Here is a 14,430-nt window from a genome sequence, read left to right as displayed (position 1 = left end):
GGGGCCTCGGTCCGCTGCGCGGACTAAATCCGTGCTCAACGGCCCGGCACCACGCCCAGGCACGCGACAGGGACTCATGATGAGGGAATGCAACGAGGGCAGATGGCCATCAGCATTTTTTTAAAGCTGTCTTTGCTAATGCGATAGGCCCGGTGGGGCTCTTACACACCGACCTCCTGCGCCAAAAGAACTCCGCACTACAAGCGTCCGATTTCGGAGCCAAAGGTGCGCGATGAAATCCCTTACCATGGGCGATGGGAATATATTTTCCAGCCAGCCTGATCGTCTCCAGGTTCGGATAAGCGGCGAGGCCCTTGTTATCACGAGGCACGAGACATGGAAAAGCCGCTGAATTGTTTTAAGGTCCAAGACAAATGGAGATCCCCCATGAGACCCGTAACCTCAGGCCAGCCACTCCCAACCAACGTAGCAGATGCCGACATCGAGGCGCCCCTCGACCGTGAGACGCCCTCACCTAATCAAATCAAAACGCCCTCGCCCAATATCGAACCGAACAATATTCCTTTCCAAGGGGTTTACGGCCGGGTCGACCCCCATGCCCCGACCCGCGCAGAGGTTCACGCTGAGGCAGTCCGAGCGAACAAGGCAGGCGAGATACCCCGCGGCGAGCAGCCTTACCCCATGCCCAAGGCATCATCCGTTCCCGGCAAAAGCCGGGAACAAGTCATCGCTGAGCTGGCCGATGCCAAAGCCGCCGGCCAAGTGACTTACGGTGAACAAGAATATCCCGTGCCGGCAACCTCATCGGCGCCCGGCAAGACCCGTGAACAAGTACGCGCGGAGTTGGCCGAGGCAAAGGCCGCCGGCCTGGTGACCTATGGCGAACAAGAATACCCGGCGACACCGGCCCGGCCTGCTCAGGCCAAGATCGGCGAGCCTGCTCCTGGGTCGTCACTAATCGATAAACTCCGAGACACGCTCAAAACGCTGTGGGGATACGGTAAATAGCTGATATTCCGGCATTTTCTTATTAGCAGACGCGCCATATCGATAGCTTCGCGCAGCGCCCCAGCCCCCTCACGTGCACGTGACGGGGCTTTTATTTGTTGGTCACGCCAACATATCAATTCCATTTTCACCAAAAATCCACGTTATTTATTTGATTACTCGTAAAAATGGAAAAATATTTTCATTAAATCCGGGTTTATCCCAGGTACTGACAAGCGCACAATTCAGTCATCGGGAAACAAACACGGACCACGACGGAAAGCCGCCGGACTCCATCCCACATTCACAGACAAATGGAGGTCTTATCATGAAAACCCTAACTTCTGCCCTGCTAGTTTCGATGAGCTTGTTGAGCGCTGGCGCCTACGCCGCCTCCCCCAATATCGAACCTAACAATGTGCCTTTCCAAGGCGTTTATGGCCAAGTCGATACCAACGCTCCGACCCGCGCCCAAGTTGTGGCCGATCTGGCCCAAGCCAAGGCCGCTGGCCTGGTGACCTACGGCGAAGAAGAGTACCCCGTAGAAATCGCCAGCCACTCGAACAAGAGCCACGACCAAGTCGTTGCCGAGCTGGCTCAAGCCAAGGCCAATGGCCAATACTCCTTCGGCGAACTGGACTATCCCATTGTTCGCTAAGCAGTAAGCGTCGCCCGCTCACAAGGCGTGGCGGTAGCAGTGCCTGCAGTTGATGTAGCAGTACCGAGCAGTAGCAGTACCAAGTAGTGAAAGTGCTGTACGCAGTTGAAGTAGGTAGTTGAAGTTGCAGTCCTGATGGTTGTAGTAGCAAGCCGAGCCCCGTCACACCCGTGTGGCGGGGCTTTTATTTGTTCATCACGCCAACGTATCAATTCCATTTTTACCGATAATCATTAAAACCAATTGGATTTCCGACAAAAATGGAAAAATATTTCCAACAAACCCGGGTTTATCCCAGGTTCTGGCAAGAGGACAATGAAGTCATCGGGAAACAAACACGAACCACGACGGAAGACCGCCGGATTCCATCCCAAATTCAGACAAATGGAGGTCTTATCATGAAAACCCTAACTTCTGCCCTGCTAGTTTCGATGAGCCTGTTGAGCGCCGGCGCCTACGCCGCCTCGCCCAATATCGAACCTAACAACGTGCCTTTCCAAGGCGTTTATGGTCGCGTCGATCCCAACGCCCCGACCCGCGCCCAAGTCGTAGCCGATCTGGCCCAAGCCAAGGCTGCTGGCCTGGTGAGTTTTGGCGAAGAAGACTACCCGCCTACCCCTCAAGTCTCCGCCACGTCCGGCAAGACCCGCGAACAAGTACGTGCCGAGCTGGCCGAAGCCAAAGCCACGGGCCAATACACGTTCGGTGAACTGGACTACCCGCCCGTTGCCCGCTAATTGCAAAGCGTTCCGAGCGATGTGAAGCAAGTAGTACGGAGCGCAGTGCAAAGGCAAAAGCCCCCTGTCACGTGATGTGACAGGGGGCTTTCTTCATACAGAACCAGGATCAGTCAGGGATCAGCTAAAAAACTCCTTGACCCGATCCGTCCAGGATTTGCTTTGCGGCGAATGCCGCTCGCCACCATCGCTAAGCGAGGCCTCGAACTGGCGCAGAATCGCTTTCTGCTCGTCGCTCAGCCGCACCGGCGTTTCAACAACCACGTGGCAATACAGATCACCCGGATAGCTGGCGCGCACGCCACGAATACCCTTGCCACGCAGCCGGAAGGTCTTGCCCGATTGCGTCCCCTCGGGGATCGAGATTTCGGCCTTGCCGCCGAGCGTCGGCACCTGCAGCTCGCCACCCAATGCCGCCGTGGTGAACGGAATGGTCAATTCGCAATGCAGATCATCATCGTCGCGCTGGAAGATCTTGTGCTGCTTGATGTGGATCTCGACGTAGAGATCCCCCGACGGTCCGCCGTTGATGCCGGGCTCGCCATTGCCGCTCGATCGAATGCGCATGCCATCGTCGATACCGGCCGGGATCTTGACCTGCAGGGTCTTGTTCCGGCGAATGCGGCCGACACCATCGCATGCAGCGCATGGATCGGTGACTTCTTTGCCGCTGCCGTGGCAGGTCGGGCAAGTCTGTTGCACGCTGAAAAAGCCTTGCTGCATCCGCACGGCCCCTGAGCCGCCGCAAGTATGGCAGGTCTTGGGCGAGGTACCGGGCTTCGCGCCGCTGCCATGGCAGGTATCGCAATTTTCCCAGCTCGGCACACGGATTTCGGTATCAAAGCCTTGGGCGGCTTGCTCGAGCGTGATTTCCAAACCGTACTTGAGGTCGGCGCCCCGATAGACCTGCGGGCCACCGCCGCCGCGACGGCCGCCGGCTCCACCAAAAATCTCGCCAAAGATGTCGCCAAAGGCATCGGCGAAACCACCGCCCATGCCTGCGCCGCCCATGCCCGCGGCATTGGGGTCAACGCCCGCATGCCCATAACGGTCGTAAGCCGCACGCTTTTGTTCGTCGCCCAGGACTTCGTAGGCTTCCTTGATTTCCTTGAACTTTTCTTCGGCGTCTTTGCTGTCCGGATTACGGTCCGGATGGTATTTCATGGCCAGCTTGCGGTAGGCCTTTTTCAGCTCGTCGTCCGTGGCGTTTTTTGCCACGCCTAAAGCTTCGTAGTAATCGCGTTTTGCCATATTGAATAAGCTCAAAAACGAGCTATAACCTCGGTGATACAGAACGAATCCGCCCGGTAACCGGAAAATCCGGGTACCGGGCGAGATCAGGCGTCATAGACGGCCGTTATTGCCCGACTTATTGATCGCGCTTGACTTCTTTGAAGTCAGCGTCGACCACGTTGTCGTCAGCCGGCTTGGCTTCTGCGCCGTCAGCCTGCTGGGCGGCCTGAGCAGCTTGCATATCGGCGTACATCTTTTCGCCGAGTTTCTGCGAAGCCGTCGACAGCGCCTCAACCTTGGCGTCGATCGCAGCCTTGTCGCCGTCCTTGAGCACATCCTCGACTTCCTTGATGGCGGCTTCGATGGACTCTTTTTCAGAGGCCTCGAGCTTGTCGCCATACTCGGTCAGCGATTTGCGGGTGGCGTGCACCAACGCATCGGCTTGGTTGCGAGTCTGAGCCAGCTCGGCAATGCGGTGATCTTCCTCGGCATTCGCCTCGGCATCCTTGACCATGCGCTGGATTTCGTCCTCGGACAAACCAGAGTTGGCCTTGATGGTGATCTTGTTTTCCTTGCCGGTGCCTTTGTCCTTTGCAGACACGTGCAGAATGCCGTTGGCGTCGATGTCGAACGTGACTTCGATTTGCGGCAGACCGCGCGGCGCGGGCGGAATACCCTCGAGGTTGAACTCACCCAGGCTCTTGTTGCCCGCAGCGATTTCGCGCTCGCCTTGGAACACCTTGATCGTCACGGCCGGCTGATTGTCGTCAGCGGTCGAGAACGTTTGCGAGAAACGTGTCGGGATCGTGGTGTTCTTCTGGATCATCTTGGTCATCACGCCGCCCAGGGTTTCGATACCCAGCGACAGAGGCGTCACGTCCAGGAGCAGCACGTCCTTGCGGTCGCCCGACAACACCGAACCCTGAATCGCGGCACCAGCAGCCACGGCTTCGTCGGGGTTGATGTCCTTGCGCGGGTCCTTGCCAAAGAACTCTTTGACCTTTTCCTGCACCTTGGGCATACGGGTCATACCGCCGACCAGGATCACGTCGTCGATTTCGGAAACCTTGACGCCAGCGTCCTTGATGGCCACACGGCAGGGCTCGATCGTGCGATCGATCAGTTCCTCGACCAGGGCTTCCAGCTTGGCGCGCGTGATCTTCAGGTTCAAGTGCTTGGGACCGGAAGCATCGGCCGTGATGTACGGCAGGTTGATTTCGGTCTGTTGGCTGGACGACAGCTCGATTTTGGCTTTTTCAGCGGCTTCTTTCAGGCGTTGCAGGGCCAGGACGTCCTTGGACAGGTCCACGCCTTGCTCTTTCTTGAATTCGCCGATGATGTAGTCGATGATGCGCTGATCGAAGTCCTCGCCACCCAGGAAGGTGTCGCCGTTGGTCGACAGAACCTCGAACTGCTTTTCACCGTCCACGTCCGCGATTTCGATGATGGACACGTCGAACGTACCACCGCCCAAGTCATACACCGCGATCTTGCGATCGCCCTTTTCGGACTTGTCCAGGCCGAACGCCAACGCGGCAGCGGTGGGCTCGTTGATGATGCGCTTGACTTCCAGGCCCGCGATACGGCCGGCGTCCTTGGTCGCCTGACGTTGGCTGTCATTGAAGTAGGCCGGCACCGTGATCACGGCTTCGGTGACTTCTTCGCCCAGATAGTCCTCGGCGGTTTTCTTCATTTTGCGCAGCACGTCGGCGGAGACTTGGGGAGGCGCGATTTTCTTGCCGCGCACTTCGACCCAGGCGTCGCCGTTGTCGGCCTTGACGATGCTGTAGGGCATCAGGTCGATGTCTTTCTGGACAGCTTTTTCGTCGAACTTGCGGCCGATCAGGCGCTTGACGGCGTACAGCGTGTTGGTGGGGTTGGTCACCGCTTGACGCTTGGCGGGCGCGCCGACCAGGGTTTCACCATCGTCCATGTAGGCGATGATGGAAGGAGTCGTGCGGGCACCTTCGGCGTTTTCGATGATTTTGACCTGGTTACCGTCCATGACAGCCACGCAGCTGTTGGTCGTGCCCAAGTCGATGCCGATGATTTTGCTCATGGTGGGAATACCTTGAATATTGATTTCGTAAATACAGAAAATTGGGAAAAAAACTCAGTCTCAACCTAACTGGGGCTGCCAATGGGGTTTTTCAAGACCCTGGCGTGCTTTTCTGCTCGCCGGTGGACACTGCGTCCTGCAGGCGGCTGACGGCGGCCACAAACTGCGGCAGCCCGGGCCAACTGGTAATACGCCCCAGGCGCTTGCCGCCGCGATAAAACACAAAAGTCGGCACACCGTGCAACGCAAATCGCCGCCCTAATGCCTCGTCGGCGTAGACGTCAGCCTGAAACCAGCTCAATCCCAGATCCAGCAAGGCTCGTTGATGCAATAACGCGGCCTGCTTGAACAAATTGCAGTTGTAACAATCCTGGCCCCACAAGAATACGCATCGCAAGTCATCGCCCGGCGCCTCGATCACCGCCTGATCAATATCGGCGGTGCCGACGGCACGCATGGCGAACACCTGAAAAACCTGAGACGGATCGAACGAAGTGGAGCCAGACATGGTCGCGAGCCGATCAGCCTGCAGAAACGATCACCAAGGCCGGGCGCAGGGTACGGTCAGCAATCACGTAGCCCTTTTGCAGCGTCTGCACGATCGTATTGGCGGGCTGCTGGGCCGGCACAGAGGAAATAGCCTGATGCAGGTGCGGGTCGAACTTGTCACCCTGCACTGGGGCGATTTCTTTGAGCAGATTGCGCTCGAATGCGCCGCTCAGCTGCTTGAGCGTCACTTCGACACCCTCGCGCAGGGCTTCCAGAGTCTGATCTGCCTGGGCAAGCGCAGCTTCGAGGCTGTCTTTGACGGGAACCAGGCTTTCGGCAAAGGACTCAATACCGAACTTGCGTGCCTTGGACACGTCTTCTTGGGCACGACGTCGGACGTTTTCGGCCTCGGCGTGGGTACGCAGCAATTGGTCTTGCTGTCCAGTGACGGTGGCCTGGGCGGCCTCGAGCTCGGCACGCAACGCGGCAATTTCGGCCTGCAGCGATTCGATAGTGACGGGCGCGGCAGCGCCTTGGTCTTCGGACTCGGGGGCTTGATCGACAGGCTCTTGAGATGCCGTCATGGGGGATCCTCCAAAAAAACAATAGCGTAGGCCCCAATAATGGGGGCCTTACAGGCTATTTCAAGAGGCCATGCGACAGATAGGGCTACTTTTCCCGTGGCTGGGCGGGTGCGGGCGGATCACTGGCAGGAAAGCTTTCTTCCAGCGCCTCGTCCAGCGCGGCTTCCTCGCCGTCCTGAGCATCCGCGCTCGGCGCGACGGTGGCCGCAGGGTCACTCGCGGGAAAAGACTCATCGAGCGCCTTGTCGAGTTCGCCTTCGACGCGCTCGTCCTGTTTGGCGGGAGATTCGGGCCGGGGTGGCGCCTGCGTCCCAGGTTTATTGGATGTGCTCATTCGCGATCCCCTGAAAGCTGCCGTTCACTCATACCCCGCTGGCGCAGCGCCGGCGGAGCCCTCAAGTTCTATTCTAGTGTACGACCTGCGGTCGTTCGAGGGGCCCAACCTTGTAAGTGATTGTCGGCCAAGGCGGCCAATCCCTCGATCCAATCGGGATGATCGTTCAGTGCCGGGATATATCTGAACTGACGCCCTCCCGCTTCTAAGAAAGCGTCGCGGCATTCCTGGCTGATCTCTTCCAGCGTCTCCAGGCAATCGGCGACGAAACCCGGGCACACCACGTCAACTTCGGTAACGCCTTGACCTGCCAGGGCTTTCAGTGTGGGTTCCGTATAGGGCTCCAGCCATCGGGCGGCGCCAAAACGGCTCTGGAACGTCACCTCGACCTGATCGGGCGTCAACGACAGACGTTCGCGCAGCAAACGCGCCGTTTCCAGACAATCCCGGTAATACGGGTCACCCAATTCGATCGAATAACGAGGCAAGCCGTGAAAGCTCATGACCAGTTTTTGCGGACGGCCGTTTGTCTGCCAATAGTCCGATATCTGACGCGCCAACGCATCCAGGTACCCTGGGTCCTGATGGAAACGCTTGATAAATCGCAGCTCGGGCTGATCCCGTAATTTGGCAACATGCCCCGTGACGGCATCGACCACGGTCGCCGTCGTGCTCGCGGCATACTGCGGGTACAACGGGACGGTCAAGATACGCTGGCAACCCTGTTGCCGCAATCGCGTGATGGCCTGCTCGATAGACGGTTCGCCATAGCGCATCGCGAGCTCGACCCGCGCCTGCCTGCCACGTGCCTGCAGCGCACGCTGCACACCCTCGGCCTGACGGCGGCTGTACACCATCAAGGGCGAGCCCTCCTCCATCCAGATTCCCGCATAACGCGGTTGCAAACGGCTCGGGCGCCGGGCCAGCACCAGGCAATGCAAGATCGGCAGCCACAAATAACGCGGAATCTCGATCACCCGGGGATCGGACAAAAACTCCGCCAGATAACGGCGTATATCGCGCGGCGTCGGACTGGCCGGGGTTCCAAGATTGACCAGCAGGACGCCGACAGGCCCCGCCTCTCGCGGGGCGGGATTGTCATCGAAAGGATCCGTCTGTGGGGGTTCGGGCAGGTAACGCTCAGGCCATAAATACTTGAACAAGCGCAGAAACACGAAATACCTCTCAAGAACCAAGCTGCCGGAGAGCCGGCTCAATGATCCGGCTGAATCTTAATGATTATGGCTGAATGCGTTGGACAGCAGGCGCGCCGTGATGTCGACAATCGGAATGACGCGCTCGTAGGCCATGCGAGTGGGCCCGATGACACCCAAGGTACCGATCACCCTGCCGTCGACGCCATAGGGAGCCGTGATCACGGATAATTCTTCCATGGGCAGCAACTGCGACTCGCCGCCGATATAGATCTGCACCCCTTGGGCGCGGCTGGAAGTATCCAGCAATTGCAGCAAATCGGTTTTCTTCTCGAACAAGGAGAACATTTTGCGCAGGCGATCCATATCGGACGCGATGTCGGTCACGTCGAGCAGCTTGCGCTCGCCCGAGATGATTACATCATCACCATCCTCGGCCGCCTCGGCCCCGGCCTCGACCGCGGCCTGCATCAGGCGCGAAATGTCATCACGCAATTGCGCCAACTCGGTCGTCAACGTACGACGCACCGCATCGAAGGATTTGCCTGCGAAATGCACGTTGAAGAAATTCCCGGCCTCGAGGAGCTCGGCCTCGGAATAGTCGCGTTGAACGGTCAAGATCCGGTTCTGGACATCGCCGTCGGGCGTGACGATGATGAGCAACACCCGTTTACCCGACAAGCGAATGAATTCAATTTGACGAAATACCTGTGCGCGCTTGGGCGTCAACACCACACCCGCGAACTGCGTCAGATTGGACAACAGCGCCGCCGCTGCGTTGACCGCCCGCGAAGGCTCTGTGGCCGTCAAGGCAGCCTCGCCGAATTGCTGTGGTTGGAACTCGTACGGCTGCACGGCCAGCAACGAGTCGACGAACATGCGATAGCCCCGCGGCGTAGGCACGCGGCCTGCGGACGTATGCGGGCTGTGTATGAGCCCCAGGTCCTCGAGATCCGCCATGACATTGCGTATCGTGGCAGGAGACAGATCAAAGACCTTGGATAGCGTGCGCGACCCTACCGGTTGTCCATCGGCAATGTGACGTTCTATCAGGGCTTTAAGTAATGCGCGGGCGCGATCATCCATGAGGGCTATTGTAGGGAAACTTTCAGAAATGGGCGATTTTTGTCCTGCAGCCGGATAAGCCGCCCCATATAATCGGCGAATCGACCCGGCCAATGTGCCGTTCCTATTGATTATCGGTCCTTTTCGCCATGCATTTTCCCATTGTTGCCCTGATTGGCAGACACCAGGATACGGGTCTGGACGCGCCGCTGCGCACCCTGGCAGAAATGCTGATCAAAGCCGGCCGGCAAGTATTGATCGACGCCGACACTGCGCAGAACACAGGCCTGCGCGATTATCCCGTGGCCACCCTGAAAGAAATCGGCGAAACCGCGTCCTTGGCCGTCGTCATGGGCGGCGACGGCACCGTGCTGGGCGCCGCGCGTACGCTCGCCCCGTTTGGCTTGTCGATCGTGGGCATCAACCATGGCCGGCTCGGTTTCATCACCGACATCCCCGTACAGGAATCGCAAAACGCCCTGGCCCGCATCATCGAGGGCAATTATCGCGCCGAAGACCGCATGCTCCTGGAGGGCTGTGTCTGGCGCGGTGATCAATTGATGTACACCGCGCCTGCCCTGAACGATGTGGTGCTCAACCGCGCCGGACGCGGCGGCATGATCGAAGTCCGCGTCGAAGTGGACGGGGCCTTCATGTATGCGCAGCGGGCCGACGGCCTCATCATCGCCACGCCAACGGGATCCACGGCCTATGCGTTGTCTGCCAACGGTCCGATTTTGCATCCGGGCCTCGATGCCATGGTGCTGGTCCCTGTGGCGCCGCAGACCCTGTCCAACCGTCCGATCGTCATCCCGGGCACCGGGGTACTCAGCATGACGTTGACAGCCATTGGCCGCGTCGAAACCGGCGCGAGCGTGCATTTCGACATGCAGACATGGTCTGATCTGCAGCCGGGCGATCGCATTTCCGTGCAACGTGCGCCGCATACGATCCGTTTTGTGCACCCCGAGGGCTACAGCTTCTTTTCGACCCTGCGTCGCAAGCTGCATTGGAATTTGATGCCTCAGGCATCTGACAGCGTGGAATAACCGTACCGACTATCACTTATGTTGCGCACCCTGCATATTCGCGATTTTGTCATCGTCGAACAGGCCGAGATTCATTTCGGCTCGGGTTTTACCGTTTTTTCGGGCGAAACAGGCGCCGGAAAATCCATTTTGATCGATGCTCTGGCACTGGCGCTGGGCGGGCGTGCCGACGCGAGCGTCCTGCGCGAGGGAGCCGCTCGCGCAGATATCACGGCCATGTTCGATACGTCAGCGGCACTGCGCAGTTGGCTGACAGAGCGCGACCTGGATAACGGAGACGAACTCGCGTTGCGCCGCGTCGTCGATGCACAAGGCCGCAGCCGCGGCTATATCAACGGCATGCCGGCCACATTGACGCAATTACGTGAGCTTGGCGACAGCCTGGTGGATATCCATGGGCAACATGCGCATCAAAGCCTGATGCGCCCCGACGCGCAGCGAGACCTGCTGGATGCCCATGGCGGCCATGCCGAGCTGCGCCAAACCGTCGCACAGGCATGGAAAGCATGGCGGGCAGTCGCTCGCCAACTGGAGCTGGCCGAAAAAGACGCCGCGGGGCTTGCCGCCGAACGAGAGCGGCTGCAATGGCAAGCCGACGAGCTTGATCAACTGGCGCTGCAAGCTGACGAATGGGATACCCTGCAGTCCGAACAGTCGCGCCTGGCTCATGCCCAGGCCTTGCTGGACGGCGCCGGACAGATCCTGGAGGCCCTCGATGGCGAAGACGACTCCGCCCTGCATCGGCTGAATACGGCTCAACATCGCCTGCAAAGCATGCTGCGTCACGACGCTGGGTTGCAAGGCGTCGCTGAGGAAATCGAATCCGCGCGCATTGCCATGTCGGAAGCCGTCTCTGATCTCAACAACTACGTCAGCCGCGTCGAACTCGATCCGCAGCGCCTGGCCCAGGTCGACACCCGAATGAGCGCCGTGTTTGAAATGGCGCGCAAATTCAAAACCGATCCAGAGACTTTGCCGGCGCTACGTGACAATGTGCATGCCCAGTTGGCCGACCTGCAAGCCGCAGGCGATATAGACGCCTTGCGCGCACGCGCCGAAACAGCCGAAACGCAATATCTCGCCGCAGCCAAACAACTGTCTACGGCGCGCGCCAAAGTCGCCAAAAGCCTGGGCAAACAAGTCACACAGGCCATGCAGACGCTCGCCATGCAAGGCGGCCGATTCGAGCCGATCGTCTCCACGGGGGCGCCCTCGGCACAGGGCAGCGATCAAGTCGAGTTTCTGGTGGCCGGCCATGCCGGCACCACACCGCGTCCGTTGGGCAAAGTCGCATCGGGTGGCGAACTCTCGCGGATATCTCTGGCGCTATCCGTCATTGCCAGCCGGGCGGCACGCGTGCCAACCTTGATTTTTGACGAAGTCGACAGTGGTGTAGGCGGCGCCGTTGCTGAGGTCGTCGGGCAACTGCTCAAGGAACTCGGCGAACGCCATCAAGTCTTGTGCGTCACCCACCTGCCACAGGTTGCCGCCTGCGGTAATGCGCAATATCGGGTCAGCAAAAAAGAAACGGCAGGCACGACGCGATCCCAGATTGCCGAATTGGACGCCGATCAACGCGTCGAGGAAATTGCCCGCATGCTGGGCGGCATCAAAATCACTGCCACGACGCGCGATCATGCGCGCGAAATGCTGGGGGGCTTGGCCGAACAGGCCGCGCGCTAAGCCGCTCGACGGACAACGCCCCCTTGCATAGGGGGCGTTTTTGTTTTTGGAGCGGCCAGGCGCACTCGCTACAGTCAGAGCAATACGTAACGATTGCTGACCGAACTCGCATGCAATGGCGGGACACGAGGTCTGACGAGCCTCTGACGTGCCGCCACAAGCCGACCGGACTTAGCGGGTTTTTTGGCAGTCGCCGCAGATGCCGTACAGCACCATGGCGTGACTTTCCAAGGCAAAATTGTTGTCTTTTGCCACTTTGTGTTGACGTTTCTCAATGTCGGGATCGGAAAACTCGACTACCTTGCCACAATTGGTGCAGATCAGGTGGTCGTGGTGATCGCCGTCATTCAGCTCGAAAACCGCCTTGCCGCTGTCGAATTGGCTACGGCTCAGGATGCCGGCCTGCTCGAACTGTGTCAGCACGCGATAAACCGTCGCCAGGCCGATTTCGACGTTTTCGCCAATCAGCGCGCGATAAACATCCTCGGCGCTCAGGTGCCGTTGGTCTGCTTTGCGGAAGATATCCAGGATTTTCAGACGAGGGAAAGTCGCCTTCAAACCCATGTTTTTCAGTTCGCTTTGGTCTGTCATGGTGTAATCGCTCTCTGTCCGCGGTGGCAAGGGCAGAAATTGCGGCGCACAAACTGCAGCAGCGCGCCGCCCTTTTTCCGCTGCCCACGGAGCTACCGCATTGTGAAACCTTTATGATAACGGTTTTACCCGCTTTAAATCACAGATAGGGGCGCTTGGTGTCCATCATTGCACGTATTCCGACCCGGTTCCTGAAAACCGCACTGGCAGCCACCGCCATCGCAGCCGTTGTGGCGGGCTGCTCATCCGACAAATGGGGCTTTCCCTACAAGGCCCCTGTCCAGCAGGGCAATTGGATCACGCAAGAGCAAGTCGCCCTGCTGCAGCCCGGCATGACGCGCGAGCAAGTCCGCTTTGCGTTGGGCAGCCCCACGTTGACCAGCGTCCTGCACGCGGATCGCTGGGACTATCCGTATTATTTCAAGCCCGGCTACGGTGACCCTCAAGAGCGCAAATTCACGGTGTGGTTCGACAATGACCGCCTGGTGCGCTGGGAAGGCGACAAGCAGCCCGAACTGCAACCGTTCCAACTGAACGCAGAAGGCAAACCCCAGGGAAAAACTGACGAGCAGATCGACGCTGAAACCGCTCGCCAGAATGCCGAGGGGGCGATTCAGTCGGCTGTCCCGGCCGATGCGGCACAGTTGCCCGCGCTGGGGACGCCGCCGGGCGGCGCTCTGCCTGCAGATGGCGCCAACGGCACGGCAGTGCCTGCCAGCGGTGCAGATACGGCGGTCTCGCAGCCGGACACGGCGCCTCAACCGGCCTCTGATTCAGGCAGCGGCATTCGTGCGCCGAGCATGTCCGAATCAGACACATTACCCCCAGAGGATACGTCCGGCAATACGGCTCGCCAGCGAGAATTGCGATTGAATGCGCCCAGCACGGGCTCGTCCAACCCCGCTACCGGTGGCGCCGAGCCGCTGCGTTGATCGCTGTAGCCAGAGGAAAAAACATGCGTATCGCTATTGCAGGCGCAGGCGGCCGTATGGGCCGCATGCTCATCGAAGCCGTCCTGAATGCTTCGGACGTCACACTCGCAGTCGCCCTGGATCGTGCAGGCTCTCCGGACCTGGGACAGGATGCCGGCGCGTTTCTGGGCCGCGAGACGGGTGTCACGATTACGGATCAACTCGACGCGTTGGCCAATGCTGACTGCCTGATCGATTTCACTCGCCCTGAGGCTACGTTGGCGCATCTGAAGGCCTGCGTGCAACACGGCACCCGGATCGTGATCGGCACGACGGGGTTTGACGATGCCGGGCGCGCCGCCATTGACGTGGCCGCCCAAAAGATCGGCATCGTTTTCGCGCCGAATATGAGCGTGGGAGTGAATGCCACGCTCAAGCTGCTGGATGTCGCTGCGCGTATCCTGAATTCCGGGTATGACGTGGAGGTGTTCGAAGCACACCATCGCAACAAGGTCGATGCTCCGTCAGGCACTGCGCTGAAGATGGGCGAGACGGTTGCCTCGGCCTGGGATGTCGCGCTGCCTGATGTCGCGACCTGGACGCGACATGGTGATACGGGTGTGCGCCAGCCTGGCACTATCGGGTTTTCGGTAGTGCGAGGGGGGGATATTGTTGGCGACCATACGGTGTATTTCTGCGGGGACGGTGAGCGTATCGAGATCACGCATCGGTCCGGCAGCCGGGCGACTTATGCTCAGGGGGCGCTGCGGGCGGCGCGGTTTCTGGGCGATAAGGGGCACGGGGTGTTTGATATGCAGGCGGTGTTGGGGTTGTAGGCTGCCTGTGATCTGCGGGAGCGGTTGGGTTCTTTTGANGTTGATGCGGGGCAGTGGCCGCGTTGGGGCGCCTCGGCGTCGAGCGAGGGAAACCGAAGG

Annotated in this window: 14 protein-coding genes and 1 pseudogene; 7 read left to right on the top strand and 8 right to left on the bottom strand. The window is 59.4% G+C overall.

Annotated features, from left to right (window positions below; all coding sequences use genetic code 11):
- Positions 1-387 precede the first annotated feature (387 nt).
- The 3 genes from ACNA0J_RS29170 to ACNA0J_RS29160 all read left to right on the top strand — a co-directional run bounded on the left by ACNA0J_RS29170 (position 388) and on the right by ACNA0J_RS29160 (position 2,343).
- Positions 388-969, top strand: a complete 582-nt coding sequence (locus ACNA0J_RS29170) for a DUF4148 domain-containing protein (protein ID WP_415822499.1) — start codon at positions 388-390, stop codon at positions 967-969.
- 307 nt (positions 970-1,276) lie between these two features.
- Complete coding sequence (locus ACNA0J_RS29165; protein WP_415822498.1) at positions 1,277-1,606, top strand: DUF4148 domain-containing protein; 330 nt, start codon at positions 1,277-1,279, stop codon at positions 1,604-1,606.
- Between the two features lie 398 nt (positions 1,607-2,004).
- On the top strand, positions 2,005-2,343 hold the full coding sequence (locus tag ACNA0J_RS29160) for a DUF4148 domain-containing protein (RefSeq protein WP_415822497.1): 339 nt from the start codon (positions 2,005-2,007) through the stop codon (positions 2,341-2,343).
- 120 nt (positions 2,344-2,463) lie between these two features.
- On the opposite strand, the gene dnaJ is transcribed toward ACNA0J_RS29160, so the two are convergent.
- From dnaJ to hrcA, 7 genes are all read right to left on the bottom strand, one after another.
- Complete coding sequence (dnaJ, locus tag ACNA0J_RS29155) at positions 2,464-3,594, bottom strand: molecular chaperone DnaJ (protein WP_415822496.1); 1,131 nt, start codon at positions 3,592-3,594, stop codon at positions 2,464-2,466.
- A 118-nt stretch (positions 3,595-3,712) separates the two neighbouring features.
- The gene (gene dnaK, locus ACNA0J_RS29150) at positions 3,713-5,635 is read right to left on the bottom strand and encodes a molecular chaperone DnaK (protein WP_415822495.1); all 1,923 of its coding nucleotides are present in this window, start codon (positions 5,633-5,635) and stop codon (positions 3,713-3,715) included.
- A gap of 91 nt (positions 5,636-5,726) precedes the next feature.
- Positions 5,727-6,143 (bottom strand): thioredoxin domain-containing protein, encoded by a 417-nt coding sequence (locus tag ACNA0J_RS29145; RefSeq protein WP_415822494.1) that lies wholly within the window; start codon positions 6,141-6,143, stop codon positions 5,727-5,729.
- A gap of 13 nt (positions 6,144-6,156) precedes the next feature.
- Positions 6,157-6,708 (bottom strand): nucleotide exchange factor GrpE, encoded by a 552-nt coding sequence (grpE, locus tag ACNA0J_RS29140; protein WP_415822492.1) that lies wholly within the window; start codon positions 6,706-6,708, stop codon positions 6,157-6,159.
- Between the two features lie 85 nt (positions 6,709-6,793).
- Entirely contained in the window at positions 6,794-7,042 is a 249-nt protein-coding gene (locus ACNA0J_RS29135) for a hypothetical protein (RefSeq protein ID WP_415822491.1), read from the bottom strand.
- Between the two features lie 68 nt (positions 7,043-7,110).
- Complete coding sequence (gene hemH / locus ACNA0J_RS29130) at positions 7,111-8,217, bottom strand: ferrochelatase (RefSeq protein WP_415822489.1); 1,107 nt, start codon at positions 8,215-8,217, stop codon at positions 7,111-7,113.
- A gap of 57 nt (positions 8,218-8,274) precedes the next feature.
- Complete coding sequence (hrcA, locus tag ACNA0J_RS29125) at positions 8,275-9,282, bottom strand: heat-inducible transcriptional repressor HrcA (RefSeq protein ID WP_415822488.1); 1,008 nt, start codon at positions 9,280-9,282, stop codon at positions 8,275-8,277.
- Positions 9,283-9,410: 128 nt separating this feature from the next.
- Between hrcA and ACNA0J_RS29120 the strand changes: the two genes are divergently transcribed.
- Positions 9,411-10,310 (top strand): NAD kinase, encoded by a 900-nt coding sequence (locus tag ACNA0J_RS29120; protein ID WP_415805791.1) that lies wholly within the window; start codon positions 9,411-9,413, stop codon positions 10,308-10,310.
- An 18-nt stretch (positions 10,311-10,328) separates the two neighbouring features.
- A complete protein-coding gene (recN, locus tag ACNA0J_RS29115; protein ID WP_415822487.1) occupies positions 10,329-11,993 on the top strand; it encodes a DNA repair protein RecN in 1,665 nt (554 codons plus the stop codon).
- A gap of 171 nt (positions 11,994-12,164) precedes the next feature.
- Here recN and fur read toward each other — a convergent pair whose 3' ends face one another.
- Positions 12,165-12,584 (bottom strand): ferric iron uptake transcriptional regulator, encoded by a 420-nt coding sequence (fur, locus tag ACNA0J_RS29110; protein ID WP_415805789.1) that lies wholly within the window; start codon positions 12,582-12,584, stop codon positions 12,165-12,167.
- 164 nt (positions 12,585-12,748) lie between these two features.
- Between fur and ACNA0J_RS29105 the strand changes: the two are divergent.
- Positions 12,749-13,180: pseudogene (locus tag ACNA0J_RS29105) on the top strand (outer membrane protein assembly factor BamE); the annotation flags it as partial.
- 359 nt (positions 13,181-13,539) lie between these two features.
- Complete coding sequence (gene dapB / locus ACNA0J_RS29100) at positions 13,540-14,331, top strand: 4-hydroxy-tetrahydrodipicolinate reductase (protein WP_415822486.1); 792 nt, start codon at positions 13,540-13,542, stop codon at positions 14,329-14,331.
- Positions 14,332-14,430 lie beyond the last annotated feature (99 nt).

Origin of the sequence: Bordetella tumbae, assembly GCF_965139195.1 — a bacterium.
Taxonomy (GTDB): Bacteria; Pseudomonadota; Gammaproteobacteria; order Burkholderiales; family Burkholderiaceae_B; genus Bordetella_A; species Bordetella_A tumbae.
Note: the sequence above shows the minus strand (reverse complement) of the source record. Positions and strands in the feature narration are given on the sequence as shown.

Coding starts and splice junctions, on each gene's coding strand:
- ACNA0J_RS29170 (WP_415822499.1), top strand. CDS start 388: ATGAGACCCGTAACCTCAGGCCAGCCACTCCCAACCAACGTAGCAGAT.
- ACNA0J_RS29135 (WP_415822491.1), bottom strand. CDS start 7,042: ATGAGCACATCCAATAAACCTGGGACGCAGGCGCCACCCCGGCCCGAA.
- fur (WP_415805789.1), bottom strand. CDS start 12,584: ATGACAGACCAAAGCGAACTGAAAAACATGGGTTTGAAGGCGACTTTC.
- dapB (WP_415822486.1), top strand. CDS start 13,540: ATGCGTATCGCTATTGCAGGCGCAGGCGGCCGTATGGGCCGCATGCTC.
- dnaK (WP_415822495.1), bottom strand. CDS start 5,635: ATGAGCAAAATCATCGGCATCGACTTGGGCACGACCAACAGCTGCGTG.
- ACNA0J_RS29145 (WP_415822494.1), bottom strand. CDS start 6,143: ATGTCTGGCTCCACTTCGTTCGATCCGTCTCAGGTTTTTCAGGTGTTC.
- recN (WP_415822487.1), top strand. CDS start 10,329: ATGTTGCGCACCCTGCATATTCGCGATTTTGTCATCGTCGAACAGGCC.
- ACNA0J_RS29160 (WP_415822497.1), top strand. CDS start 2,005: ATGAAAACCCTAACTTCTGCCCTGCTAGTTTCGATGAGCCTGTTGAGC.
- grpE (WP_415822492.1), bottom strand. CDS start 6,708: ATGACGGCATCTCAAGAGCCTGTCGATCAAGCCCCCGAGTCCGAAGAC.
- hrcA (WP_415822488.1), bottom strand. CDS start 9,282: ATGGATGATCGCGCCCGCGCATTACTTAAAGCCCTGATAGAACGTCAC.
- ACNA0J_RS29120 (WP_415805791.1), top strand. CDS start 9,411: ATGCATTTTCCCATTGTTGCCCTGATTGGCAGACACCAGGATACGGGT.
- ACNA0J_RS29165 (WP_415822498.1), top strand. CDS start 1,277: ATGAAAACCCTAACTTCTGCCCTGCTAGTTTCGATGAGCTTGTTGAGC.
- dnaJ (WP_415822496.1), bottom strand. CDS start 3,594: ATGGCAAAACGCGATTACTACGAAGCTTTAGGCGTGGCAAAAAACGCC.